This is a genomic window from Synechococcus sp. BDU 130192, from assembly GCF_963876085.1.
Taxonomy (GTDB): domain Bacteria; phylum Cyanobacteriota; class Cyanobacteriia; order Cyanobacteriales; family MRBY01; genus MRBY01.
In genome coordinates this window covers 76,542-102,222 of record NZ_CAWNNO010000003.1, presented here as the reverse complement: position 1 = coordinate 102,222, position 25,681 = coordinate 76,542, and the positions used below count along the sequence as shown (strand labels likewise).

Annotated in this window: 22 protein-coding genes; 11 read left to right on the top strand and 11 right to left on the bottom strand. The window is 41.7% G+C overall.

Annotated features, from left to right (window positions below):
* On the top strand, window positions 1–214 hold a 214-nt coding region (locus AACT35_RS01695; protein ID WP_216820516.1), incomplete at its 5' end, for a hypothetical protein.
* A 181-nt stretch (window positions 215–395) separates the two neighbouring features.
* On the opposite strand, the gene cas2 is transcribed toward AACT35_RS01695, so the two are convergent.
* The 8 genes from cas2 to AACT35_RS01655 form a co-directional block, all read right to left on the bottom strand.
* A complete protein-coding gene (cas2, locus tag AACT35_RS01690) occupies window positions 396–689 on the bottom strand; it encodes a CRISPR-associated endonuclease Cas2 (protein ID WP_030008328.1) in 294 nt (97 codons plus the stop codon).
* Window positions 686–1,663 carry a type I-D CRISPR-associated endonuclease Cas1d gene (gene cas1d, locus AACT35_RS01685; protein ID WP_099238371.1) on the bottom strand — a complete coding sequence of 326 codons (978 nt, stop codon included), beginning with the start codon at window positions 1,661–1,663 and terminating at the stop codon, window positions 686–688. Before cas1d ends, cas2 begins: the two co-directional genes overlap by 4 nt.
* Window positions 1,664–1,665: 2 nt before the next feature.
* Entirely contained in the window at window positions 1,666–2,244 is a 579-nt protein-coding gene (gene cas4, locus AACT35_RS01680; RefSeq protein WP_099238369.1) for a CRISPR-associated protein Cas4, read from the bottom strand.
* Between the two features lie 9 nt (window positions 2,245–2,253).
* Window positions 2,254–3,090, bottom strand: a complete 837-nt coding sequence (gene cas6, locus AACT35_RS01675; RefSeq protein ID WP_099238367.1) for a CRISPR-associated endoribonuclease Cas6 — start codon at window positions 3,088–3,090, stop codon at window positions 2,254–2,256.
* An 18-nt stretch (window positions 3,091–3,108) separates the two neighbouring features.
* Window positions 3,109–5,817, bottom strand: coding sequence for a CRISPR-associated helicase Cas3' (gene cas3 / locus AACT35_RS01670; RefSeq protein ID WP_099238365.1), 2,709 nt, complete (start codon window positions 5,815–5,817; stop codon window positions 3,109–3,111).
* A complete protein-coding gene (locus AACT35_RS01665) occupies window positions 5,804–6,493 on the bottom strand; it encodes a hypothetical protein (protein ID WP_254047968.1) in 690 nt (229 codons plus the stop codon). The genes cas3 and AACT35_RS01665 overlap by 14 nt, the downstream gene beginning before the upstream one ends.
* 138 nt (window positions 6,494–6,631) lie before the next feature.
* Window positions 6,632–7,516, bottom strand: a complete 885-nt coding sequence (locus AACT35_RS01660; protein WP_062437137.1) for a hypothetical protein — start codon at window positions 7,514–7,516, stop codon at window positions 6,632–6,634.
* 2 nt (window positions 7,517–7,518) lie between these two features.
* Window positions 7,519–9,999, bottom strand: a complete 2,481-nt coding sequence (locus tag AACT35_RS01655) for a hypothetical protein (RefSeq protein ID WP_099238361.1) — start codon at window positions 9,997–9,999, stop codon at window positions 7,519–7,521.
* Between the two features lie 127 nt (window positions 10,000–10,126).
* Between AACT35_RS01655 and AACT35_RS01650 the strand changes: the two genes are divergently transcribed.
* The gene (locus AACT35_RS01650; protein WP_099238359.1) at window positions 10,127–10,990 is read left to right on the top strand and encodes a WYL domain-containing protein; all 864 of its coding nucleotides are present in this window, start codon (window positions 10,127–10,129) and stop codon (window positions 10,988–10,990) included.
* A gap of 180 nt (window positions 10,991–11,170) precedes the next feature.
* Here AACT35_RS01650 and AACT35_RS01645 read toward each other — a convergent pair whose 3' ends face one another.
* The gene (locus AACT35_RS01645; RefSeq protein ID WP_099238357.1) at window positions 11,171–11,656 is read right to left on the bottom strand and encodes a double zinc ribbon domain-containing protein; all 486 of its coding nucleotides are present in this window, start codon (window positions 11,654–11,656) and stop codon (window positions 11,171–11,173) included.
* Window positions 11,657–11,766: 110 nt separating this feature from the next.
* On the opposite strand from AACT35_RS01645, the gene AACT35_RS01640 reads away from it, so the two are divergent.
* The gene (locus AACT35_RS01640) at window positions 11,767–12,660 is read left to right on the top strand and encodes a tyrosine-type recombinase/integrase (RefSeq protein ID WP_099238355.1); all 894 of its coding nucleotides are present in this window, start codon (window positions 11,767–11,769) and stop codon (window positions 12,658–12,660) included.
* 181 nt (window positions 12,661–12,841) lie between these two features.
* Here the strand turns inward: AACT35_RS01640 and AACT35_RS01635 are convergent, their stop codons facing one another.
* The gene (locus AACT35_RS01635) at window positions 12,842–13,636 is read right to left on the bottom strand and encodes a hypothetical protein (protein WP_099238353.1); all 795 of its coding nucleotides are present in this window, start codon (window positions 13,634–13,636) and stop codon (window positions 12,842–12,844) included.
* Between the two features lie 328 nt (window positions 13,637–13,964).
* On the opposite strand from AACT35_RS01635, the gene AACT35_RS01630 reads away from it, so the two are divergent.
* The 8 genes from AACT35_RS01630 (at window position 13,965) to AACT35_RS01595 (ending at window position 25,465) form a co-directional block, all read left to right on the top strand.
* Window positions 13,965–15,368 (top strand): aspartate aminotransferase family protein, encoded by a 1,404-nt coding sequence (locus AACT35_RS01630; protein WP_065711924.1) that lies wholly within the window; start codon window positions 13,965–13,967, stop codon window positions 15,366–15,368.
* Window positions 15,369–15,413: 45 nt separating this feature from the next.
* Window positions 15,414–16,922, top strand: a complete 1,509-nt coding sequence (locus AACT35_RS01625) for a pyridoxal phosphate-dependent decarboxylase family protein (protein ID WP_173867223.1) — start codon at window positions 15,414–15,416, stop codon at window positions 16,920–16,922.
* Window positions 16,919–18,763: an IucA/IucC family protein gene (locus AACT35_RS01620; RefSeq protein ID WP_099238351.1), complete on the top strand. Its 1,845-nt coding sequence runs from the start codon at window positions 16,919–16,921 to the stop codon at window positions 18,761–18,763. The genes AACT35_RS01625 and AACT35_RS01620 overlap by 4 nt, the downstream gene beginning before the upstream one ends.
* A complete protein-coding gene (locus AACT35_RS01615; RefSeq protein ID WP_099238349.1) occupies window positions 18,756–19,355 on the top strand; it encodes a GNAT family N-acetyltransferase in 600 nt (199 codons plus the stop codon). Before AACT35_RS01620 ends, AACT35_RS01615 begins: the two co-directional genes overlap by 8 nt.
* Before the next feature lie 18 nt (window positions 19,356–19,373).
* Window positions 19,374–20,675, top strand: a complete 1,302-nt coding sequence (locus AACT35_RS01610; protein WP_099238347.1) for a lysine N(6)-hydroxylase/L-ornithine N(5)-oxygenase family protein — start codon at window positions 19,374–19,376, stop codon at window positions 20,673–20,675.
* A gap of 1 nt (window position 20,676) precedes the next feature.
* Entirely contained in the window at window positions 20,677–21,894 is a 1,218-nt protein-coding gene (locus AACT35_RS01605; RefSeq protein WP_099238345.1) for an MFS transporter, read from the top strand.
* 47 nt (window positions 21,895–21,941) lie between these two features.
* A complete protein-coding gene (locus AACT35_RS01600) occupies window positions 21,942–24,383 on the top strand; it encodes a GNAT family N-acetyltransferase (RefSeq protein ID WP_099238381.1) in 2,442 nt (813 codons plus the stop codon).
* A gap of 86 nt (window positions 24,384–24,469) precedes the next feature.
* A complete protein-coding gene (locus tag AACT35_RS01595) occupies window positions 24,470–25,465 on the top strand; it encodes an alpha/beta hydrolase (RefSeq protein ID WP_254047967.1) in 996 nt (331 codons plus the stop codon).
* Here the strand turns inward: AACT35_RS01595 and AACT35_RS01590 are convergent.
* Entirely contained in the window at window positions 25,458–25,655 is a 198-nt protein-coding gene (locus tag AACT35_RS01590; protein ID WP_138073874.1) for a hypothetical protein, read from the bottom strand. The two genes, AACT35_RS01595 and AACT35_RS01590, sit on opposite strands and share 8 nt — an antisense overlap.
* Between the last annotated feature and the right edge of the window lie 26 nt (window positions 25,656–25,681).

Here is a 25,681-nt window from a genome sequence, read left to right as displayed (position 1 = left end):
GTTTCAGTCCCGTGGTCGGGATTTAGTGGTTGGAAAGAAAATTTTCTTAAGTGCCTGCTCTGCGATTAGGTCAGTTTCAGTCCCGTGGTCGGGATTTAGTGGTTGGAAAGTCTTTATGAATTTAATGGCCGATATTACGAAAAATGCGTTTCAGTCCCGTGGTCGGGATTTAGTGGTTGGAAAGTCCGCGAGCCAGGACTCTTACGATACCTAGCTTTGCAAAGCTCATTTGGCGGATGTCGCTCCATGCATCCAATTTTACCCATGATCGCTCTATAAATTGTTGACCTTTAAGTATTGAAAAGTATTGAGTTTTCAAGGTTCTAGAGGTTTTGGCAAAGTCCCTAGGATTTTTGGTCACGCTATGGGTTTGCCAATTTGATTTTAGGTCAAATCTAAAGGATGATGCTACCCGGCTTTTCTGGCGTAGATGTACCGTAGGCGATCGCCTTTTTAACAGCCGTGGCATCGAGAATATAAATACAAACAGCATCTTCATCCGGTTTGATCAGTTTTTCTATCGCAGTTTGTAGTTTTGCAAATTGCTTCGTCGTCAGAAAGCATTCAAAAACACTAAATTGTTTCCAAGTGCCATAACCCGATAATAAATCAAACAAACGCTTGCGGCGCTTATCCCCTGCCTTTGTAGAAGGTAAGTCGTAAATGATCAGGTAAAAAAGAGTGTTCATCGAATGATTAACGGTTCGTAGGGAATCCCTTCCTGTAGGTGCCTTGCGAGCAATCTGGCCTGTAACTCAATGGCCCGACGATAACTGCACTTGTAGTTAAAAATGGGATGTTTAAATTCCGAACAAAGTTTATGATCAAAGGCAGATAAAAAGACCTTACAAGCATCATCTTTGAGACGGTAAGCACCAAGACTTTCATTAAAATCTTTGGGTTTAATTTCTTTTTGCTTCAGGACAGTGAGGACAACACTATCGGCGATGAGGGGGCGAAATTCTTCCATAAGGTCGAGGACGAGGGCGGGCTGACCACGGGTGGTTTCATGGAGAAAGCCGATGTAGGGATCGAGTCCAGCAATGTGGGCCGCAGCAGTCACTTGGGTGCGGAGTAAGCCGTAACCAAAGCTGAGTAAAGCATTGACGGGGTCGGTGGGGGGACGACGAAAACGTCCAGTGAATTCCCATTGGTCTCCTAAAATATCTTGCCAGCAGGCGAAATATTCCCGCGCGGCTAAGCCTTCAACACCCCGCACTTCATCAAGAGACTGTTTTTGAAGCACCAGTTTTTCGCGACCTTTGAGGGGATTTTCTTTTTGTCCCCGTCGGTAGAGGAGATTGTATTGGTTGTGGATTTTACCTTTGGCGATCGCCTTGACGATATCTAAGCATTGTTGGGGATTCTCATGGGCGCGAAATTGAGCAAGACGCAGTTGACCATTGCGGGATTCATTGGGGAGAGCAGAGCCAACATATTTACCAAAGCGACTGAGATAATGCACAGGTAAACCAAGTTCTAGGGCATATCCAAAGGCTTCCCCTGTCATGCTGGGATAACCCAGAAGAATAATATCTTCCAAGGTTTGAGCGGGAATCGATTGTTTTTTCCATGTGCCATCTTCAGATTTCAGGGCAATCTTGAATGCTTCTTGTTGTTTGCTCAGAATGGCATCTGGCTGAGTTAGGTATAGAGTTGACATAGTTAATTAGATTTAACGAGTTTTTTAATTTCTTTGGGTAAACATAGTCGTTTCAGGCTACAGTCAGTACATTTTTTCTGATTAGTGATCGGTAATGGCATGGGGCGATTACTAGCAAGATGGGCTGCCATAATCGCTTGCTCGGTCAAGTTTCGGAGAGTTTGGGTAAATTCAACCTGTTGTCGCCGTCGATTGCCGTAATAGAAAATTTCACCGTAGGGAATTTCTTGTTTGGTGCATTCCTCTAGGCATAGGGCTGCGGCGCAAAGTTGGAAATGATCATTGAGGTGTTTCCCCATTTTTCCTTTTTTATATTCGAGGGGAATCAGTAAGCCATCAGTCTCTTCTACCGCATCGATAATGCCTTTAATTTTTAGGCGATCGTTCCAAACCCATTGCTGCCTATGAATGCGGGTATCTCCTTCAATTGATGTCCCAGCTTGATCAATATTCCGATGAAGATGGTTTCCCCGAATAATATGGTCATTAATTTCCATCTCCCCAAGTACATATTCAAAGTAAAAACGTCTTGGGCAATATTCCCATGCATTTAGATAGGCGAGAGGTAGATAATCGTCCATTTTAAACCTTTAATATCTAGAAACTTGTCCCATACCCATCGGCGTTTTTCGTCCTATACCTGCATAAAAAGAAAAGTCAGCTAAGGTATTAATTTGCTTGATAATTTGGGCATTTACATCTCCTAAAATACTGAAACTCATTTCACCAACACAGCCAATAAATTTACTCCGTTTATCGCTGACCATTTTAGTTCTAATATCAAAGAAACTAGGATAAATAGGCTCGAAAATAGTCTCTGTAAATTCAAAAGGAATTTCACTATATTGATTCCATCGCTTAAGTAAACTCCGAAAAATCAAGTCTCGATCTGGTAGAGAAACATCGTATTGTGTTTTTCTGAATGCTGTAGGTGTACAGAATCTAAAATTTATTTTTCTTGCCTGTTGTGAAGTTTGGCTATCTGTGCCATCAAGGGCTTGTTCATAGAGTCTGGTGTAAGAAATAAAGTTTGCCCATGGCTGTTGTGACTGGGGATTGGAAAGAATACTGACAATATCAAGCTGGGCAGACCCTAGCTGCCAAGGTTCCGTGCGGTTTATATTTAGCCAGAGATGAGCTAGTTTTCCAAATAGGCTGTCATCCAGTAAGGTAATGCGCCACCAACAGGGAGTCCCGGCGGCGATCGCCCGATGATAGCTCCATTGCATTAGCTTACGATTGAGCTTGATCTGCACTGGACTGAGGGTAAAGGCTTTTTCACTCTGTTGTTGGTGCAGTTGTGTCCCCAGGTCTTTATCAACGGAACTAACCAGGTCAAGAAATAGAGCGTGAAGATTACGACCATTAAGATGGGTTTTTAGCAGTGGCGATCGCGGGACAAAATTAATAACTAAACTGTAGGGCATTTTTCTAGAAAACTATAATTAGTTTATATTTTCTTTGATGTAAGAAATGATTGATTTATGTTTTTCTCCATTCTTTTCACAAATATGAAGAAGTTTCTCCTCTGTGCCTTTAGAGGCAATCTTTATGAAGACTTTAGGCAAATCTACAAATCCCAACTCTGAATCATATTGATAATTTTCTAATGCATGAGCAAAGCATAAGCCTATTTGATCTTCGTTTCTTATTGTCACCAGAATATTTTTGTTATAAGCACTGCCCCATCGTAAACTTCGTTTACTCCATTTAGTTTGATCTTTGTCATAAAATTGTTCCTGAACATTCACATGGGCATACTCACTCCCACCACAAAGTCTTTCAATAGGAACTGTTATAGAATGTGGTTTTTCATCAGTAATATCAACTTCACTAGAGTGATCTTTACCGATAAATTGTAAAGTTACGGAAGGCTGCCAGCTACGGGTTGGAATTACCCCTTTTTCGTGAGTTCCCTGACAAGTTAAATCACTACCATAGACATAATCATGGAGCATGGAGAAAGTCTCTAATACTCGATAATCATCAACTTGTTGCTGAGAAAAAATGCAATCTCCAACTGCTTCTGCATCAAATTCATTTAATTGAGAAAGAACTGATCGATAGTTATTCCAAGCTTCTGTATCTAAAGTATTGAGAAAATCAGGAATGCGATCGCCCACTACAATTACTTTTGCATCTTGGACATTACCACGACGATTACAACGACCTACTCGTTGAATTAAATTCTCTGGGGGACAAATTTGAGTAATCAAAGTTTCTGCATTGAGATCACAGCCAACTTCAATGGCTCTAGTCGTTACCAAAATGTAAGGTTGCCCATTGTCATCTCGTTGTTTGATTTGTTGATAAATATCTGGTCTAAGCTGATCTGCAATTCGACCATGGTAGAGAAATAAGTTATCTGGATTTAGTTTCTCCTTAAGTTTTAGATATACACCCACTGCATCCTTAACGGTCTCTACAATTAGCAATATTCTGCGTTGAGGTTTTGCTTTAATTTCTTCAAGGGCGATCGCCGTTACTTGTTCTTGAAAATTACTAGAATCGAAACTGCCATCTTCTTGTTCTTCTCCAATAGAAATTTTATCCAAATAATCAAAGCTCCTCAATTTAGGTTCAACAAAATCAGAAAAATCTAGAGGCTCTAAATAATCAAAAGTTTTTATGAGTTTTTCCGGCATAGTTGCCGTCATTAAAACAAGTGATCGACCTTGTTCATAAAGTGACTTCACCAAACTTTGGAAGTTGGTAAAGGCAATATTTTCATAGCTATGGGCTTCATCAAAGCAAATCAAAGTTTTTTGCTGCTGGATGCGATGGGGAAAAATAAATGATTTTTGTTTATCCCCAAAGGCGAAATAGCGATAAATAAATTTATCTAGGGTAGTTAGAATTACATCGCCTTTATATAAATGGCGACGAGGGTTATTTTTGGGTTTAAAATTTTCACCATTTCCATATAATTTTCTTGTCATTACCGAGCCTGTATCAATGACTAAAGAAAATTGGCGATTTTGATTCTCTTCTAGAGCAGAAAATCGAGTTAGATATTTATCAATCCGTTCTGATTGATCTTCAATTAAACTTCTCGTCGGCAAAACCAAAAATAAACGGTTGCGATTGGCTAATGCAGGAAATAATATTGCCTCTGTTTTACCGGAGCCAGTAGGAGCTTTGAGCAGTAGTGCGGGATATTTATCCTCTCCGATAATGTTATCCATTACTGCCTGTTGCATTTCATTAGAAGTAAAACTCTTATCTTCTGGAATTTTCAGGTATAAAGTATTACAGTCTATAGCTCCTAATTTTTCATTGACTAGCCGTTTCAGGATAATAATATGCTTATTATTTCTTGTTGAATTAATATCACAATTATTGTTCCACCAGTCTTTCACTGCCTTGTTAAGTCGTTTTGCCCAATCCGTCTCTTTATCTTTTAGGCGATCGCCTTGATAGCTTTCCATCTCCTGCTTTAAATCTTTAGGGAAAGGCATCGACCATGTGGTGAGTGGTAATGATATTTCAGAAACATCATCACCAAATACCCAAGGCTCTAGAGAAAACTTATAATTATTTTGAGGATCTTGGACAATATTGAAATCCATAAAAGCTCGGCTTTCTGCCTGCTCGTCATCATCATAAAAACGACAAGCAATCTCTGCTTCTATCTGATCGCACATTTCTAAAATGTATAGTTCTCTAGCATAAGCAAGGGGATCAGCTTCTAGGATTTCTCGATACTGGCTCGCTTTACCCAATAAATTATTAGACTGAGCTAATGTTTTTAATTTATAGCTATCCCTTGCAATATCATGGATAGAGAAATCATGATGTCCTTTTGCAAGGTATTCTGCCCAAGGCTCATGCTTGTCCTCTGCTAGAAAGCGATGACCACTAAATGAATAAATTAATTTGGGTTTATTGTTTTTAACCTCTACTTTGAATTTGAACTTTTGAGGTTTACCCATGTCATGAATTTTAGCGGCTCTCAAAGTTCTTTTCTTAGCTGCATCAAGATCTGCTATATTTACAAACTCTGGTGATTGCCAATTCCATAAACTAACCAGTTTAGTGACATTTGCCACGTGATTACCTAATGGCTGGAACAGTAAATTCTTAGGAATTTTGTTTTTTCCATCAGGAAAAAAAACTCTTCCGAAAATAAATTGTCTCTTTTTAGCTTGGATCATTTCTACTTAATAGGCTAACTAATGAGCTAGGGATAAAAATATTTTCCTGATCAGTCCAGTAATTTAGTATGGGATGATTAGCTGAATCAGAATAGTAGGCTCCTGTAAAAGGAATAAAGCCATCAACCGCTGTGGGTTCTTCTCCCCAAACACCTGTTTCTTCAAGTTGTGCATAGGCTTCCTTTTGCCATCGATAATGGTAAAGATTGTAAATATCGCAGCCTCCATACCATTGAGAATTTTGAATCAAATCATCCGCAGGAACCACAGTAGAAGGAGTTGCTACACATTCTTCTTCGATCATCTCAATGACTTCAGAAGCCTTTTCGACATAGGCATAACCTTCTTTCCCGATATAGCAACCAAAACCTTCTACAGCGCGTAAAGCCTCTAATTTTTTTGCAGATTGTGAGATAACAAAGCCGCTTAACTGTTCTGTAAAGAAATATTCCCAAGTATGGAGTTGAAAATTTTTACCTTTACCTTTGATAACTAACTTAGAAAAGTCATCATGGTTAAACTCTTGCATCCCTTTACGATAGGTGCGATGAATGCCAGTCCATTCACTTAGATCCGGATATGCACCTAAGGTGATGTAATCCGGTGGTAGTAAATAGGTTGGTGGTTTTTCTTTATTAACCTTTGTCTCAGGAATATCTAAGCCAGCTTTCATCATGGTCAGTCGCCGTAGAAAACCAGACAAACTTGTGGGAGGAACAAAGGGGTAGGTTGCAATGTTTAAGATCGAACCGGGGATCATCCTAAACGTCATTGCCGCCGTAGGTTTTATGGTGAGTTGGAGGCAATACATGGCTTATTTCTGGAGAACATTATCAACGAACGTACTGGAATAATCTTGTAATTTTGCTAGGGCGGTGTCTCCGATCCATCGTTCAAAGTGATTGAGTTCAACATGATTTTCGCTTTCATGCTCTGGAATTTGTGACAGACGAATAAAATCATTTACGGCAATCTCTGGATCGGTCACAGAAGGAGAGATTACAGGTCTTTTTCCTCGTGGAACAAGGTAACGATCTACCACTAATAAAGGTTGATGTGTATCTGGGTTTTCGGCGATCGCCACCCCTTTAGGATTACCGGAGCCAATGCGTGGGAGAGCATCAAGAAAGGCATAGGCAACAGCGGCAAAATCTTGATCCGTAATGCTTAAGCCGTGGTTAGAAACAGGGTATAGAATACCGGGCTGATTGTATTGCCGCTTAAAAGGAATGGGTGTTTCATCCTTGCCACTTTTTGGGCTTGCCATACGGGATGGGTGCATTGCCCGCTGCTTCTCTTCTGGATCAATGTTTTGAATCGCGACACCGCCACCGTGGCTTACGCGACCGATCAATGTTTTCTTGCCAGCTTCTAAACCACCAAATACAGAGCAAATTGGGCATTCAATTTCTGCACAGGTAGCAGGAATTCCGCATTTCAGCTTATCGCCTAACAGAGTGCCATCTTTATGGGGCGCCCAAATCAAACAACGTCGTTCAACACCCCGTCTTTTAGTTGGCGAGATATAGCATTTTTCTAAAGATTGACCATCACGAGTGCTAAGTTTAACAACCTCTACCATGTTGACGTTGACTTGTACTTCATGCCCTAAATAAAGCTCTTGAGAGCCTTCAAGAATGGCATAGATATCAAAGTGAAGACGAGTATTATTATTGATTTGGGGTAATCCAGTAGCCATTTTTAATTATCTCCAGAATTTTTAGATTTACGGACAAGTTCGGGGAAACGAGTATAAAGAGAAAGTTTCAATTGATAGGTTAATTCTTTCCAATCTTTCTCTTGAGAATAGTTATCACTGTCTGCAAAATGAGCATAGGCATTGGTGACATCATCAATATAAAGTTGTAACCAAGTTTTTCCTTCTTTCTCTTGTTCTCGGTTTGATTGACCAAGCGTTTGTAAAAGCTCTTGAGTTTGCTGATAAATAAAATAGTTATCAGGATTCTTCCAAAGTCGAGCCTGAACAATTGTCTCAACTCCTAAGGTTGCGTAATAACCAAAAAAGTTGGGATCATCAACTTTTTCAATTAATTTACTCATCTCTCTACGATAGTCTTCCTCTTTTTCTTTAGACTTTAGAGAACTTTCCATAGAGCCAACAAAGGCAGCCGTTAAACCCGTTAAGGCAGCAACATCTTTATAAAGACGCGCTCGTTTAGCTAGTCGCTTATTAGAGGTCATGTTATTTCCTAAATCATGTTGGATAGTTTGCCAGTAAAGTTGACGTACTTTTTCTAATTCAAAACAATCGGAGTAAGTAACATTTTTAGTTATTGAATATTCTGCTAAATAGGGCATGTCTTTTTGTATATGGCGGATAGCATCTCCTAGCTTTAGATTGATTTCTTTTCCGCTCTCAATAATGCTTTGTCCATAGCCTGCCATGATTCCTTTAACGAAAATAAGATGGCGGTTAGATAAAATAATCGGCTCACTTGCTTGGGTGATTAAAGAAAACTTAAAGTCTTGTAATACCTCCACGCTAAATAATGAAGCAACTTTGGCGATCGCATATTGCACTTGCCCTAATTTTGAGGAGGCGGCATCACCTTTTGATGTTTTGTCAGAAGTGAGAACAATATATTTACCTGCGTTGAGATTCATTTCTTTACAGGTCAACATCCTCAGATAATCTTTCAGTTTGAGTTGAGTTGAGATCTGGTTATCTGCTGCTTCGAGTTTTAAAATAATGCTCTCATCAGTCACCTTTAAGGGAGAGGCAAATGCTAATAATGCACAAGAATCACAGATATGGGGTCTGCCTTCACCTGATGCCGATTGCCGACGCTGAGATGGTCGCTCAAACATAAATCGCAGGACTTGCCATTTTGCAGTTTTAGGATCAAGATCTATCCCACAGGAATAACAAAACTCTTTGTGATCATCTCCCGGCGATCGCGATCTTGGTGTGACGATCTCTTCCGTCAGGACTGGCGCAGGTAATTGGTCAAACTGATCTTCTTTCAGTTCTAGCAATCGATACATTTCAATAAGACACTTAGCAAAAATATCTCCCCGTGTTCCATTAATTTGATCAGTTGCCGTTTTAGTAAAGCCTTTCGCAATAGCTTTGATTTGACGAAAGCTTTCAGGAGATTTCTTTAGATCCTCTTTTATAAAGATAAATGGATCTCCTCCACTTTCCTCTAGAAGTAGCTGTTTTTGGTTTACAAAATCCTCTGAAAAAATAAGTTTTTCAATGACTTTTTCTTTTTGCTTTACAAGCTTATTCCTGTCTTTTTTTGCAAGATTATCTTGCTGCAACTGACTTTCAATGCTTTTTAAATCTTGATTTAGATTTTTTTGTTCTTCAAGCATTTTTTGAAAAGACTTGGAGAATAGCTCTTGATATTTCGCTGCTTCTTTAGCTTGCATAGCCTCTTTATCAGCGATTTCTTTTGTCTTTGATTTTTGATCCTTTTCAGAAAGTTCTTGAGTCTCTAATTCTTTATACAGGATATCAATTTTATTTTGGCGATCACTTTGTCTTTGCTTTGCATCTCGCCATACTGCAAAATACCAAGCAGCAAGCATATTCGCTTGTGATTGATTAATCACCGGAATTTCTAAGGCACTAAAACCCCGACCGGAAAGTGTGACAGACTTTAAAATTGCGACAAATGTCTGCATTAAGCCCGATAATTCATATCGAGGTAAGCCATACTCTGAAAAAGTGACTTCCTGTAAAAACTTTTTCCATAGCTCTGTAAAGTCGGGAATGCTTTGATTAGGAATAAATATCTCTACATGGCGATCGCTCTCATTTAAGACCGCAATTTTATAGACTTTTTGTAAATACTCTAAGTAACGCTCAATAATGCTTTCAGTGGATAACCGAGCTTGCAATTCTCCCGGTAATGTCGATTTAAAGAGAATTTTTAAAGATCCAATTTCCTGATTCTGAAAATAGATTTTGTTTGCTTTAATATGTAAATTCCATAGAAAATCAACATTGTTATTTGAAGGCGATATATTTAATTGCCGTATCAGTTGAGAATTGCTAAAGTTTTTTGCGATTGATTCAGCTATAACCTTAATCTCAGAATTAGATTTTAAGCTAATAATTAGTGAATTTTTGGCACTTCTCTCAAGCAACTGTGAGCAGGAGACTGCACTTACTAAAATTTTCAAGGCCCGTAATCGCTGAGAACTAATAAACATGAGCTTCAAAGTAGCGGTAGAGAGATATCACTCGAAAGTGTCCGTAAATCCTTGTTGATATCAATCATAACTGACAAAATTGGAATTAGATCACAGTGTAAGGACAAAGTACACGGACACTTTTGGTATGAGTCGAAGAGGCCAGTCAGTTACGTTATCGCTAAGGGAGTTGGAAAAAGCTCAGCTTGAGGAGTTGGCCCTAGAGTTTGGCTGTGAGTGGGGCGATCGCCCGAATATCTCTAAGCTCATCAAACTGATTGCCAAACGGGAGCTTAAAATCGCTCCGAATAACGATTGGCAATTAGAGCGAATTAATGTCTTGGAGCGCATCCGGACTTTTTTAATTGATCAGGGGCAGATAGATGAGGCGATCGCCCTTGCCCAGATCTTAAGCGAACGAGGTGAACTCAAAGACATTGCCTTAAAACGAGAAATCGAAAAATTCTTACAACAGCCTCTACCAACATGGCGACAGCGCATTGACAATTTTATTTATCGGCAACAGCCTTTTCAGCTTTCCTATCGAGATGCACAGGACAGAGAATTTACTTTTTCCATTCATCACGCTCAAATCGTTACCCACGAAAAACGCCAATACCTTGACTGTTGGGCAACGGAAACGGAAGGAAATCTTGATTTACCTGAACTGCAACACAACTGGAGTTTGCGTTTAGACCGGATTCAGGATGCTGCCGTCAGTCCCCTCAATGAAAAATGGCGATCACACCTCGATAGCATTTCTATAGAACTACACTTGTATCGAGGATTGGCTTTTGCTTATCAAGGGAAAAGTGCCGATGTCCATAATGATTGGCATCCAGAGCTCCCTAAAACACGTCAAGTCATCCGCCAGGTAACTAGTACATTTTGGTTTTTTCGGGAAATCTTACCTTATGGGAAAGATTGTAAGATTATTGCCCCTCAATCTATCAGTGATCTTTTTAAACAAGATCTTGAGGCACTCTATCAAATGTATAACCCAAAACATTGATATTCTTTCTGACAAAGTTGCGCAAACTAGAGAGTTTTATCCAGAGCATTTTGTTGGTGAACTCATGTTTCAGAACGACAATACCGATGAATGTGAAGTTTATCCTTTCCTCACAGAGGCGATCGCCCGCCTAGAGCAAAAAGTTGCCTACTACCGCGACGAAGCATAACCCATCCCTGGTCACGCCTGGGAAGCAGGGCGATTGACTGAACTTTTATAAGACTTACCACAATAGGGACAAAAACGATGTTTTAAAGAAGTGATTGGCTGTTGGCAACCCCGACAACGACTCTGCAACTTCGTCCCACAAGCAAAACAATATTGCGCCCGTAAGACCAACCATAATGGATCCGGCGCTGACCCTGGCGTCCAACATTGGGGACAAAACCGCAACGCCCGTTGCTTCTCCACCGCCACCGCGATGCCGCGACTTAAAGCCTCTAAATATTCCTCCGGCACCTGGAGTGCATAGGCTAGCCCTTGCTTTGTGCACTGATTGAGTTGCGTCGTCTGACCCCGTTCCACCTTCCCATAGCTCTGGGGATGGATCTCCGCCTTGAGGGCCACTTCCCGTTGGGTGAGCCCTAACCGCCGCCGTTGACGCTGAACATAATCTCCCAAAGACTCGTCAGATTGCGGTGTTATTAGCGCTTCTAGTTTATCCATAATTTCTTTACTTTTTTATACCAGCTAACATTTATCTAAATATCTTTAATGTGCTACTTTTAACCTACTTTATTTTTCTACCATAGAGTTTAGCTTTAAGACCAGAGATAATGCCCACCCTTGCCACCGTCGCCACAGAGTTTTTAGAACGACCCGGTCTTGCCCCCAGCACGGTGCGTTCCTACACAACAGCCCTGCTTCCCCTCCTAGCAAACTATGGTGCTTGGCCCATTACCCACCTCGACCGCAAAACCCTACAGGATTACCTCCAACAGTTAGAACACCTCAGCTACACCACCCACCGTCGCCACCAAGCGATTCTCCAATCCCTACTGAACTTTGCTGTTGAACAGCAGTATTTAGTCACCAATCCCCTGGCCCGCCTGCCCCAACGCAAACCTAATCCAAACAAAGGTGAACACCACAGCGACCAGACGATCCGTTACCTGACCCCAGAGCAACTTCACATTCTCTACCAAGCCAGCGCCCAGCAGCCCCGTCTCCATTGCCTCGTGCGCTTACTCCACCGCACCGGGGCCCGCATTGCCGAATTATTGTCCCTGGACTATGACCAAGTGGATTTACAAGAACGTCGCTTCCAGGTGATTGGGAAAGGCAACAAACAGCGCTGGTGTTTTTACAGTCCAGATGTCGATGAAAGCCTAGGGATTTATTTAAAGTACTATCGCCATCCAGAGCATCCAGCCCTGTTTACCGCCCAACAACCCTTAACAAAAGCCATTAGTCGCCTCAGTTATCGCACCGCCTACAGCGATTGGCGCACCATGACCCAACAAGAACCCCAACTCCAGGGCCTCCGGTTCCATGATTTGCGCCACACCTTTGCCACCGAGCGGGTTGGGTTGATGGGTATTGAAACCCTGAGAGCCTTGATGGGCCATGAAAATATTCAGACAACCTTACGCTACCAAAAAGTGACATCTCAGAGAGCAGAAACTATCGCCAAGCAAGCATTAGCAACGCTTACCCAAGACTCAAACTAACCATTAACAATAAACCAAATAATAAAAGAACAATACTGAGTCACAAACGCTTAGTTAAGCTTTAAAGATAAAGAGTATGGTATATACTCTTTGATAAACACCCGTGACCTTAATTCCCCCCAGGCGATCGCCAACGCCATGATGCTTACGGGAGATTAGAAAACCTGAAAATTAGTTACTTTCATTTTTGCGACGTAGGATAAATCGAGAGGCGCTGGGGAAACCAAAGAATCACACCACATAAACCGGCTAAACCGAGGGCAGCAGCGATCGCCACTAGGGGAATAATTCCCTGACTCCAATTTTTGACAGCGATCGCCACCCAAGCCCAGACAAACACACCGCCATAGACGACATCTCGATGTTTCATTGTCACGGCGATCGCCAAGAGAATCCCCACAATCAACAAACTAACTGTCCAGAAGGCTGCCCCTAAGCCCCAGCCCTGCCAACCCAGGAAATCCAGAACACAGGCCCCATTTACGATCGTCGCCACCGTAATCCAAGCACAATAAAGCGAGACCGGCATTTGCATAAACCACTTCACTTTTTTGGGCAATGGCTTTGGCCCACTCGCGAACCGTTGATAGAGCAAGACCAAGGGCAACAACACGAGGGCAATTAACCCCAAAGACAAGACAAAGCGCTGGTATTGAAAGGCAATAACCCACAAAATCTGCGCCACACTACTCCAAGCGAGGGCATAACCCAATTTGCGGGCGTGGGGTTTTTGTTTCTGACTGGGTAAAGCTTGGTAAATAGCCAGGGAAATCAAACCGAGATAGATCAAGCCCCAAATAGAAAAGGCATAACCGGCAGGCACAATGGGCACTGCGGCAAAGTATTGGTCAGAAATCTCAGCAATGGTTAAACCGTCCAGGGGCTTAATATTTGCCAAGATATTAGTCACAAAGGCCGCGGCGATCGCCACAAGATTTAGGGACTGGCGGCGGGTATCACGGTCGAAATTTAACATGGAATCTATAATCGTCGGTCTCAACAATTGAACTTTACTCTGATCGTAAACATTTTTTACGCTGAGTTGACTATTTCTGAGATAGGTTAACCAACTCGCATTTCCCAAAACACCATGTTTTGATCGGTCAACTTTAGATAAAAGCCCAGAATCTTAGATCAATAAAATTGCTTAAATTGCAAGATGCCTAGGAGAGAATTTAGTAGTGACGCCTGACAGTGACACAATCAAATTTATTGACAAGCTTTCTTAAAAAGAATATGGTGTTACCACTTCTACTTTAGAGAGTCTTTCTCAATAAAATCAATTTACTCAAAAGGGTGTCATTATGCAGCAGCTCTATCGAAATGAGATAAAGCCGAGGCCAGGGTCTGGATCTGCTGGCTCCGGTCAATGGCGATCGCTACCGGGACCCTCATCCCAAGCTTTCTTAGAACGCCAAGGAGCCAGGGAATCTAATGCACGCAGCTATCCTCGGCGCATTCAGTTAGCAATCCAAGAAGCCCAGGGCATTTTCCTCAAAGATGTCGATGGCAATGAATATTTTGATTGCCTGGCAGGAGCAGGAACTTTGGCCCTTGGGCACAATCATCCAGTTGTGCTAGAAGCGATGCAACAAACGTTGACAGGTCGCTATCCCTTACACACTCTGGATCTCACAACACCAATTAAGGATCGGTTTGTAGAAGAATTATTTGCGAGTTTACCGCCAAATTTTGCGAGGCGTGCCAAGATTCAATTTTGTGGCCCGACGGGGGCTGATGCGGTCGAAGCGGCGTTGAAATTGGTCAAAACAGCCACCGGACGCCGTAGTATTTTGTCTTTTTCGGGAGGTTACCACGGTATGAGTCATGGGGCTTTGAGCCTCACGGGTAATCTTGCCCCGAAGCAGGCGATCGCCGGACTGATGGCAGACGTCCATTTCTTGCCCTATCCCTACGCCTACCGTTGTCCTTTTGGCCTAGGAGGAGAAGACAGCCAGCGCATGAGTGCCAAATACATCGAACATCTTTTAGATGATCCAGAAAGTGGCATTGTGCCGCCAGCTGGGATGATTCTCGAAGTTGTTCAGGGAGAAGGGGGCGTGATTCCAGCGCCGGATCCTTGGCTACGGGAGATGGCACGGATTACCAGTGAACGGGGCATTCCTTTAATTGTGGATGAAATTCAAACAGGTTGGGGCCGCACCGGGAAGCTTTACGCTTTTGACCATGCAGGTATAACCCCGGATGTCGTGCTACTTTCAAAGGCGATTGGTGGTTCTTTGCCTTTGTCAGTGGTTTTGTACAATGAAGCCCTTGATTTATGGAAACCAGGAGCCCATGCAGGCACGTTCCGGGGTAATCAGTTAGCCATGGCAGCAGGTACCGCCACGCTCAAGTTCATTATAAAGAACGAGCTGGCCGATCAAGCAGGAATTTTAGGGGCGCACCTGTTGGGACAACTGCGCCAAATTCAGCAGGAATCTCCTTGCCTTGGAGACATACGCGGTCGTGGTTTGATGATCGGCGTCGAGATTATTAATCCCCATGCTGGCACAACGGCCTACCCTGAACTGGCGAAACAGATCCAGGCGGAATGTTTGCAACGGGGTCTAATTTTAGAGCTAGGTGGACGTTTTGGTACTGTGGTGCGCTTTTTACCACCTTTAATTATTACAACAGCTCAAATTGATGCAATTAGCGACATTTTTGCACAATCTGTCCAAGCTGCGATGCAAAAACTAGGCTAGTTTTTTGCCAGTGTTCTTACAGTCCGGTTATTTTGCAAACTTGATATGGCACTTTCCCAAGCGACCCATCGTCTTGAACAATATTTTCTGACCCATCAATCAGAAAGTATTGACTACTATTCTGAGATAATTGCTTTTACACAAGAGCTGCTTATTCAGAATATTTCTCAAAGTAAGCAACCCTATTCAGGGGCATCACCCCAAAAATTGTTAGAGAATTTTCACAAAAATAATTACCTCGATTTCACACCAAAACATTACTCCCAGCTGCAAACTCAGCTCGCACAAGTGCTGGCCCATACGATTTCGGTAACAAATCCTACTTGCATTGCCCACCTCCATTGTCCGCCTCTCATTCCGGCGATCGCCGCTGAATTGATCATTGGCGCGACGAATCAGTCGATGGATTCATGGGATCAAAGTCCCTGTGCCACAATTCTTGAGCAGAACCTGACAAACTGGCTCTGTCAAACCTTCGGTTATGGCAGTAACGCAGACGGGATTTTTACCAGTGGTGGAACACAGTCTAATTTGATGGGCCTGCTGTTGGCTCGGGATAATTATGCTAAAACCCATTTAAATTGGCAGATCCAAAAACAGGGTTTGCCGCCAGAGGCTGCCACATTTCGAATTTTATGTTCGGAAGTAGCGCATTTCACCGTGCGTCAGGGAGCAGCGTTATTGGGTTTGGGAGAAAATGCTGTTATTCCAGTGTCTGTCGATGCAAATTTTTGCATGGAGACGGCGGCTCTAAAAGGAAAGTTAACGGCGCTGCAAGACCAAGGTTTACGACCAATCTTGATTGTCGGCACGGCTGGTACTACTGATTTTGGCAGTATTGACCCCCTCGCAGAAGTTGCCCAAATTGCTCAATCGCAAGGCATTTGGTTCCATGTTGATGCGGCATTTGGCGGCGCTTTACAACTGAGTACGCAGCACGCCCACAAATTATCGGGCATCGAGCAAGCGGATTCGATCACCGTTGATTTCCATAAACTGTTTTATCAGCCCATTAGTTGTGGTGCGTTTTTGCTGAAAAATCGGGCAAATTTCAGCTTAATTCGGCTCAATGCAGATTATCTCAATCCGGAAATTAATGAAGCGCAAGGCATTCCCGATCTGGTGACGAAATCGATTCAAACGACGCGGCGATTTGATGCGTTGAAATTATGGCTATCCCTGCAAGTGCTTGGGGTCGAGGCCTTTGACGCAATGGTTAACACCACCATCGACCTCGCCCAGTCTACCGCGAAATTGATTGACGGCGATCGCCATTTTGAGTTGGTTACCAAAAATCCTGCCATTAATGCCGTGGTGTTCCGGTATGTTGGCGATCGCCCAAACGCAGTGAACTTAGAAGCAATTAATCAGCAAATTCCAAAGCAGCTCATGCTGATGGGAAAAGCCGTCATTGCCCAAACCCAAGTCCACCAAAAAACCCAGTTAAAATTCACCCTCCTAAATCCCCTAACTCAAGTTGAACATCTCCAGTCCCTACTGGCAGAAATCAAAGTATTAGGTCAAAAATTAGAGCAAGACTATCAAAAAAAATGAATAGTAGACAAATTGCCGAAGCAGCAACAATTCAGAGCTTTTTAAACTGTTATTTACGTGAAACAGGGAATTTTAACTCCCTCGCCACCGAGGATCCCCTCACCTTCCAAGTGAAAGAGCGCACTGATGCAAAATCCGCGATTATTTGTCCCCTCCCTCAGCAAAATATCGAGATTCTGGTAGGTGTAAAATACTGGTCTCCCAGCGATCGCCACCTCTTTACCTTTCCGCTCTTCTATAAATGCGCCGCCCGCGACCAGCTGCTCGAACTAGATTATTTAACCCTGAGTACCCTACTCCTCAAGGAACTTAGCCTCAACACGGGATCAGCAGAACCCTATGACGAGCTAATTGAAAGGATGATCCAAAGCTGCAACAACATTCAGCAATTTGTCGAAGCCAGACAGCCCAATGTCTCTGAACTATACAACTTCAAACGCAACTTCGGTGAAACAGAGCAATCCTTAATCCTAGGACATCACTTGCATCCCACGCCAAAAAGTAGACAAGGGTTTTTACCTGAGGAGATGAATGATTATTCTCCAGAAACAGAAGGGAAATTTGCCCTCCATTATTTCCGCGCCCACAAATCCATCGTCGTTGAAGGCTCTACCTTAGAAGCCAGCGCCACCGAGCTAATCAAAACAGAATTACGCAATGATGAGACTGTTCCCGAAGACTTTAAAGCCGCTTACTGTGGCGACGACGAATATGCGTTAGTGCCTGTTCATCCTTGGCAAGGTCGCTGGTTACTGCACTCTGAGAAAGTTCAGGATTTCATTAGTCAGGGTTTGCTGGAAGATTTGGGACAGCAAGGTCGTAAATTTAAACCTACATCCTCCGTGCGGACTGTCTACAACGAAGATGCCCGCTTTATGGTGAAACTTTCTCTTAATATTAAAATCACTAATTCAGTGCGGGCAAACCTCTTTAAAGAATTGGAGCGAGGCTTAGAAGTGAATAAAATCTTTTCTAGCACCATCGGTGAAGATTTACGCGCCCATTTCCCTCATTTTGAAGTGATTCGTGATCCGGCTTATATCACGATTCCTCTGGATGGCAAAGAATCAGGTTTTGCCACAATTTTACGGGCTAATCCCTTTCAAACCAAAGCGAAACAAGTAGATAATTATTCCACTAATGCTAATACCGATGCCAGTTGCTTAATTGGTCTTTGTCAGGATGCGATTGATGGCAGCAGTTCTCGCCTTGCAAATATTATTCGTACCTTAGCTAACCAGGAAAATCGCTCTACGGAAGCAGTCAGCGTTGATTGGTTTAAGCAGTACCTAGCCCTGTCAGTGAGACCAATATTATGGATGTACTTCACCTATGGCATTGCCCTAGAAGCGCACCAACAAAACAGTATTTTAGAGCTTAAGAATGGCTATCCTAAGTATTTCTATTACCGCGACAACCAAGGTTACTATTACCGCGAATCTTTTACAGATAAATTAGATGGCATCCTTGAAGGAATTAGTCAAAAAAGTGAAACTTTTTGCCCTGATGAGGTAATTGATGAACGACTTGTTTATTACGTCTTTATTAACAATGTCTTTGGCATCGTTAATGCTTTAGGTGTTGCTGAACTCGTTGACGAAAATCTTCTCCTTCAAAAACTGAATAATGTCATCGCTGAATTTGCTAATTTTGATTTAGCAGGTTCTCAGCTTCTTGATAATTTGCAAGGAAAAACCTTCCTTACTAAAGCTAATCTTTTAACGCGCTTTAACAACATGGATGAACTAGTTGGTTCTGTAGCAAATCAATCAGTTTACATCAACATCCAAAATCCTTTATATCTCTTGAAAGCAAGTGTAAAGGAGGAAGTTTATGCCTAGTTTAGAGACTCAAATTCAGCCTGTTTATAAAGTCTATGACAAAACTGTTTCAGCATACCTTTCTTTTCATCCGATGACGTTAGAAAAGGACTTGGAGCGTATCCACCGCTGGATGAATCACCAGCATGTTATTCCCTTTTGGCAAATGGCCTGGCCTATTGAAAAAATTGAAGCTTACCTAAAGAAAGTTCTAGCAGATTCTCATCAAACTGCTTACATTGGTTGTATAGATAATAAACCAATGAGTTATTGGGAATGTTACTGGGTAATTGATGACATCCTTGGTAAATATTATCCAGCAGAGAGAGCAGATCAAGGTATTCATTTATTAATTGGTGAACCATATTTTCTTGGTAAAGGTTTAGCTTTACCTTTCCTACGGGCAATGACAATGTTTCAGTTTCAACATACTCCGACCACAAAAACGGTGACAGAACCAGATGCCCGTAATGCCAAGATGATCCACATTTTTAAAAAGTGTGGTTTTGAGTTCCAAAAGAATGTTGATCTTCCTGGTAAAACAGGTGCTTTAATGTTCTGCGATCGCCAAAAGTTTAAAAATATGTGGTCGCCGACTGACCTGTACCAATAAAAATCAGTGAGTGTAGCAATGAATAATCAAGTTTACGATTTACTCGGAATTGGTATCGGGCCATTTAATTTAAGTTTGGCAGCCTTACTAGATCCAATTTCTGAAGTTAATGCAGTCTTTCTCGAACGAAAGCTTCAATTTGATTGGCATTCTGGTCTGTTGCTCGAAGCCGCAACTATTCAAGTGCCTTTTATGGCGGATTTGGTCACGATGGCAGATCCCCGTAGTCGCTTTACCTTTTTAAATTATCTCCGCGAACATTCTCGTCTTTATAATTTCTATTTCCTTGAGGAATTTAAGATTTATCGCCGAGAATATAACCACTATTGTCAATGGGTTTCCGAGCAGTTGGGTGATACCTGTCAGTTCGGAAAAAACGTCGAGGCGATCGCCTGGAATGAAGCAGGTTACTTCACCGTGACAGTTCGCGATTATGAAACCAATAACGCCATCACTTATCACGCGAAACATTTAGCAATTGGGGTCGGTAGTACCGCAAGTATTCCTGATTGTCTAAAGAAACTTGGGAAGCAAGATAATATCTTCCATTCTAGTGAATTTCTCCACCGCAAAGAACAATGGCAAAATGCAAAGTCTGTGACTGTAATTGGCTCTGGACAAAGTGCTGGCGAAACATTTTATGAGCTGTTAAATACTCAAGTAGAATGCGGTTATCACCTCGAATGGCATACTCGTTCCCCAGGGTTTTTTCCCATGGAATACTCTAAACTAGGTCTCGAATATTTTTCCCCTGATTACATCGAATATTTTTACAATTTGCCTATCGAAAAACGTGATGAAATTCGTTCCGGTCAAAATCTTTTGTACAAAGGCATGGCTGCAGAATTAATTGCCCAAATTTACAATCGCTTCTACGAATTAACTATTGGTGGCACTGAGTTAGATGTGAAACTATGCTCCTCTCTGGAGGTAAAGGAGGCAGAAGTTACAGAGAACGGCTATCGTCTCGGTTATCGCCAGGTACAGCAAAATCATTATTTTGAACACAACACCGATTGCATTGTCCTTGCCACAGGCTATAAGCATCGAGTCCCAGAATTTATCGAACCCATCCGCGATCTAATCGAGTGGGATTATAAAGACCGCTTCTGCATCGACTTTAACTATCGCATTACTCTCACAAAATCTATTCCTAATTCAATTTTTGTACAGAATGGCGAACTTCACACCCACGGCATTGGTGCCCCAGATCTTGGTTTAGGTGCCCATCGCAGCTCGGTAATTATTAATACCCTACTTGGTCAAGAAGTTTATCCGATAGCCCAGAAAAATGTCTTCCAAAACTTCGGTGTAAGCTGATATGAATCACACTTTAAATCGTTCAATTTCAGTCTTATTTGTTTGTGCCTTTACTTATATTTTTTCAGAAGTATTACTCGCACCTTTTTATCCTGTTTTCTTTGAAAAAGTATTCGGTGTTGAAGATTTAAGCTATACTGGCTTCTATATTTTTATTTGTCGGGTGACAGTAGTGTTGACTGCACCGTTTTGGGGATTTTTTTCGAATAGATTAAATATCAAAATTTTACTTTATTCTGGGCAAATTTGTTCTGCGTTAGTTTGCATAGCCATAACCTTGACTCAAAATGTGACGCAGTTTACGATCGCCACAGTAATTTTGTTAATGTTTCGGAGTAGTTTTGTGATTCTTTATCCCCTAATTATTCAGTTAGGTGGTGAAGAAAGACGGGAGATGATGGCCGGAACTTACCAGGCTATTTTTCACACAGGAATTGTTGTTTCTAGTATCGTTGGAGTCTGGATTATTCAGCTTCAAAATCCCCTTAATGCATTTTTTATTGTGGCTTTATTAGATATATTGCAATTCGCTCTATGTTGGTTTTTCTTAGAAGCATTACCTGAAAATAAACAGTCAATTAAAAAAGTCAAATCAGACAATTCACCGATAGATATTCTGCAAACCCATTGGGCATTTATCCCAGCTATTGGCGTGATTTGTTTATTGTTTCAGTTTATTCACAATCTCGTGCGGCCCTATTTTGTTAGCTATGTCACTGGGGCAGATTATTTTGGCACAACTTTAACGACTGGCGGTATTCTATTTGCCATTCCCAGTTTAATGGCGATCGCCGCATTGCCTTTTATCCGCAGTTACGCCAAACCTCATCGCATTTCATTACTCTATACCATGGGATCTTTGCTGTTGGCAGTGACATTATTAATCCAAGGGTCAACAAATTCTTTATCGCTATTTGTATTTTCGAGAGTAGTTTATGGTTTCTTTCTTGCTGTCACCCAAGCGGCTTTAGAACTCTATTTATTTAACAATAGTGACCCACAAAAAATTCCTCTTAATTACACTTTAATGTTTGCTTTTGCTAATATTGGTATGGTTTTATCTCCCTTAACAGCCTCTTATGCCGTCGAGCAATATAATTTTGCTTTTCCTTTAATTCTAGCCGGTATTTTGTCAGTATTTACATTAGCCTATACTTGGTCACTCGGATTACATCCAGTGTTAGCAAAAACGATTACTCGACATCAACATGATGCTTGAAAAAGCAGATTTTTTCTTCTATTAATTAACTTATTTACCTAATGATCATGAATAATATTCAAGCTTTGAATGCCGCCTTAACTCCTGAAATCTGGAAAACCGTTAGTCTCAATCTCCTAACAAAAATGCTCTCGGAGTTTATGTATGAGGAGATCATCAAACCAGATGTTATTGATGACAAAGAAGACATTGTTACCTATCAACTGAACTTGCCTGATGGATTAGGTTATCGCTTTACTGCCAAGCTGCGAGTGTTTGATAGTTATCGCGTTGATCCAAAGTCGATTTATCGCGGCGAAAATGATGAATGGACACCTGCAACTAACCCCTTTCAGTTTGCATTAGATATCCATGAAACAGTGGGGATGACCGGTGAAACAACCGCCCATTTGTTGAAGGAACTCACCAATACTTTGATTGCTGATGCCCACATTTATCAGCGCAAACAAAGCAAAAATGTTGATCTCCTCAACCTCAACTATGCCGAGCTGGAAGGGGAAATGGAAGGTCACCCTTGGATTACTTTTAATAAGGGTCGCATTGGTTTTAGTTATGACGATTATTTAGAACATGCCCCCGAAAGCAAGCAATCTATCCAGATGACTTGGTTGGCGATCGCCCGCGAGCAGTCTAGTTACAACGGCGTTACCGATCTTGAGTATGAGCGTTTAATCGAAGAAGAATTATCTCCTGAAGCGGTTGCCAGATTCAGTGGTCTGTTAGAGGAGCGTGGTTTAGAGCCAGCTAAGTATTACTTCATGCCCGTCCATGATTGGCAATGGAAAAACATCGTTGTGCCGATCTTTGGTGAAGCGGTGGCATTGCAGTCGATTGTTTACCTCGGTAAGAGCGAAGATCTCTATCTACCGCAGCAATCCATCCGGACATTTGTCAACACTAGCCACAGCCAGAAGCGCCATGTGAAGTTGCCTCTCAGCATTCTGAATACGTTGGTTTATCGTGGTTTGCCCAATGAGCGTACCCAAATTGCCCCGAAGGTTACCGAGTACATCAAATCTATCCATGCCAACGATCCTTTTTTGAGTGAAGAATGCCGGATGATTCTGCCCGGTGAAGTGGCAAGTCTAAATTACAATCACAATTACTACAAGCAACTTTCCAGTGCCCCTTACCAATACAAAGAAATGTTGGGTTGTCTCTGGCGAGAAAGTGTTCTGAGCTATACCGACCCCGACGAAAGACCCGTTACTCTCGCGTCTTTAGTGCACCTCGATGCTGATGGTTATCCCCTGATTCTTAAGTTAGTTGATGTGTCCGGTTTAACCCTTGAAGATTGGTTAGATCGTCTTTTCAATACTGTTTTACCACCGTTACTTCACTACCTCTATCAATATGGCACGGTGTTCTCACCCCATGGTGAAAATACAATTCTTGTCCTCAAAAATAATATTCCCAGTCGCCTTGCAATGAAGGATTTTGTGGATGATGTTAATATCAGTGATCAGCCGCTACCGGAACTACTCAATCTTTCTGCAGATCTTAAAGAAGTCTTGCTCACTGAACCTCCCGAAGGCTTATGTCAGTTTATTTTTGCAGGCTTATTTATTTGTCACCATCGTTATCTTTCTGACCTTTTAGATCAACATATTTGCTATCCCGAAGTAAAATTCTGGCGGCAAGTACGACAAGCCATTCTGAATTACCAAGAGAAATTTCCACAGCTTCAAGATCGTTTTGAGTTGTTTAATCTTTTGGCTCCAAAATTTACAAAGCTCTGTTTAAACCGTAATCGTTTAATTACCTACGGCTATAACGACGACAGCGATCGCCCCCATGCTGCTGCTTATGGAAAGGTCAATAACGCTTTGCATACCGTATTGCACGATGCAGATTATGATCAGTTAATTGCTCGAAAAAAAAAGTTTCAAGCAGCCTTAACAACTCCTTTTGATTACTATGATGCGCAATATAACAAGACAGCCTCTATCCGTACTGTTGATTATGGGCAAGATTTAGAACGTATTTTTAACTGGATGCACCAAAGACATTTGGTTCCTTTTTGGAAGCTTAATCTTTCATTTACAGAATTTCAGAAGTTCCTGAGAAAATCTCTTACAGCAATCCAAAAGGATTTGGTAATTACTTCTTTGGAAGGGGAACCTATTTGTTATGGTATTTTTTATCAGGTCTCAGCAGATAATATTCGCCATTTTTATCCCTATCAAAAATCTGATATTGGTGGGCACATTGCCATAGGTGAAAGACGTCATTTGACCCCTGAATATCTTATACCGATCTTTCGGGCATCGTTTCAGTTTGCTTTTAAAACCTATGATACGGAGCGAATTATTATTGAACCTGACGCCAAAAATCGAATTTTAATCCCTCTTTTAACTAATATGGGTTTTAAAATCTATGACACAGTTAAGCTACCCCACAAAAAAGCAACTTTGATGATTTTAGAAAAACACACCTTTTTTTCAGAATTTTCCAAAATTCAAACAAGCCATAAGTTTGTCCGGCATTAATGTATTTTAATTCTGACAAATTCAATTGATTTCCTATATTTTTTAGGGGATCAATACATTTCTTAAACAAAAATAATTGGCAGCTTTTGCTGGTAGAAATAACTATGATCACTCAAAGCAAAATCGATCTAGAGGTTCTTAAAATCATTGAAAAAATCAAAAAGCGGATGACAACATTAGGACATCCTCCGATCACACAACTAACAGCAGAGCAGGGGCGATTTTTTTTTCAAGAAGCCATTAAACTCTACGATCTCAGGTTAGAAGTTGGCGTAAAATTTGAGAATCAATTAATTAAACGTCCTCATTCACCAGCAATTCCAATTAGAATCTATCGTCCTATTTGTGATAAAGGTGTTGACTTATCTTTACCAATACTTGTCTATTTTCAGGGGGGTGGTTGGGTTTTTGGTTCCTTGGATAGTGCAGACGATACTTGTTCTTTTTTAGCTAAATATGGGCAATGTATTGTGATCTCTGTAGATTATCGACGCTCTCCAGAACATAAGTATCCCGCAGCCGTCCATGATGCCCTTGATGCGATTTATTGGGCGGATCAACAAGCAGCTAGTTTGGGAGGCGATCGCCAACGATTAGCCCTTGGTGGAGAAAGTGCAGGGGGTAATTTAGCAGCGGTGGCAGCAATCCAGTTACGCAATGAGAGGAAAATTTCGCCCATTGCCCAATTACTGATTACTCCCGTTACCCAGTACGGCTTTGAGACAAACTCCTATCAAGCAGGTCATCAGCTTGGGTTATCAAAAGAAACAATGGCTTGGTTCTGGCAGCAGTATTTAGAAGATTTTTCCCAAGCAGAAGCATGGCAAGTGTCTCCACTAAGAGTTAAGGATGCCAGTCAACTACCACCCGCAATTATTGCAGTTGCGGAACAGGATCCCCTCCTGGATGATGGGTTAATGTATGGCGATCGCCTCCGGTCATTTGGAGTTCCGGTCAAAATTCTTCGATACCCGACCCTAATCCATAGTTTTATTCGCTCAATTCATGTGGTGCAAGCAGCGAAAGTAGCTTGTCATGAAATTGCAAATAGTTTAAAAACACAATTTTATGGACTCAATTAGGTATATTTTTATCTAAAAACTTTGCCTCTAAAGGATTTTCTCTATTTTTGCCACTACTTTTAGCAGAATTTGTGACTGTACTAGTTTTATTTACTCCAAGGGCACGATCCTTTCTTGGGTTAACCGTTATTTTTGGTACAGCAAAATTTGAAGGGTGATCTCCCCAGAGACCTGTCATCAGATGTAACATTGCGCGCCTCAGAAGTGACCAGCGAT

Excerpts from the sequence above, each read along its gene's own strand:
- cas2 (WP_030008328.1), bottom strand. The coding sequence starts at position 689 with ATGAACACTCTTTTTTACCTGATCATTTACGACTTACCTTCTACAAAG.
- cas1d (WP_099238371.1), bottom strand. The coding sequence starts at position 1,663 with ATGTCAACTCTATACCTAACTCAGCCAGATGCCATTCTGAGCAAACAA.
- cas4 (WP_099238369.1), bottom strand. The coding sequence starts at position 2,244 with ATGGACGATTATCTACCTCTCGCCTATCTAAATGCATGGGAATATTGC.
- cas6 (WP_099238367.1), bottom strand. The coding sequence starts at position 3,090 with ATGCCCTACAGTTTAGTTATTAATTTTGTCCCGCGATCGCCACTGCTA.
- cas3 (WP_099238365.1), bottom strand. The coding sequence starts at position 5,817 with ATGATCCAAGCTAAAAAGAGACAATTTATTTTCGGAAGAGTTTTTTTT.
- AACT35_RS01665 (WP_254047968.1), bottom strand. The coding sequence starts at position 6,493 with ATGATGAAAGCTGGCTTAGATATTCCTGAGACAAAGGTTAATAAAGAA.
- AACT35_RS01660 (WP_062437137.1), bottom strand. The coding sequence starts at position 7,516 with ATGGCTACTGGATTACCCCAAATCAATAATAATACTCGTCTTCACTTT.
- AACT35_RS01655 (WP_099238361.1), bottom strand. The coding sequence starts at position 9,999 with ATGTTTATTAGTTCTCAGCGATTACGGGCCTTGAAAATTTTAGTAAGT.
- AACT35_RS01650 (WP_099238359.1), top strand. The coding sequence starts at position 10,127 with ATGAGTCGAAGAGGCCAGTCAGTTACGTTATCGCTAAGGGAGTTGGAA.
- AACT35_RS01645 (WP_099238357.1), bottom strand. The coding sequence starts at position 11,656 with ATGGATAAACTAGAAGCGCTAATAACACCGCAATCTGACGAGTCTTTG.
- AACT35_RS01640 (WP_099238355.1), top strand. The coding sequence starts at position 11,767 with ATGCCCACCCTTGCCACCGTCGCCACAGAGTTTTTAGAACGACCCGGT.
- AACT35_RS01635 (WP_099238353.1), bottom strand. The coding sequence starts at position 13,636 with ATGTTAAATTTCGACCGTGATACCCGCCGCCAGTCCCTAAATCTTGTG.
- AACT35_RS01630 (WP_065711924.1), top strand. The coding sequence starts at position 13,965 with ATGCAGCAGCTCTATCGAAATGAGATAAAGCCGAGGCCAGGGTCTGGA.
- AACT35_RS01625 (WP_173867223.1), top strand. The coding sequence starts at position 15,414 with ATGGCACTTTCCCAAGCGACCCATCGTCTTGAACAATATTTTCTGACC.
- AACT35_RS01620 (WP_099238351.1), top strand. The coding sequence starts at position 16,919 with ATGAATAGTAGACAAATTGCCGAAGCAGCAACAATTCAGAGCTTTTTA.
- AACT35_RS01615 (WP_099238349.1), top strand. The coding sequence starts at position 18,756 with ATGCCTAGTTTAGAGACTCAAATTCAGCCTGTTTATAAAGTCTATGAC.
- AACT35_RS01610 (WP_099238347.1), top strand. The coding sequence starts at position 19,374 with ATGAATAATCAAGTTTACGATTTACTCGGAATTGGTATCGGGCCATTT.
- AACT35_RS01605 (WP_099238345.1), top strand. The coding sequence starts at position 20,677 with ATGAATCACACTTTAAATCGTTCAATTTCAGTCTTATTTGTTTGTGCC.
- AACT35_RS01600 (WP_099238381.1), top strand. The coding sequence starts at position 21,942 with ATGAATAATATTCAAGCTTTGAATGCCGCCTTAACTCCTGAAATCTGG.
- AACT35_RS01590 (WP_138073874.1), bottom strand. The coding sequence starts at position 25,655 with ATGTTACATCTGATGACAGGTCTCTGGGGAGATCACCCTTCAAATTTT.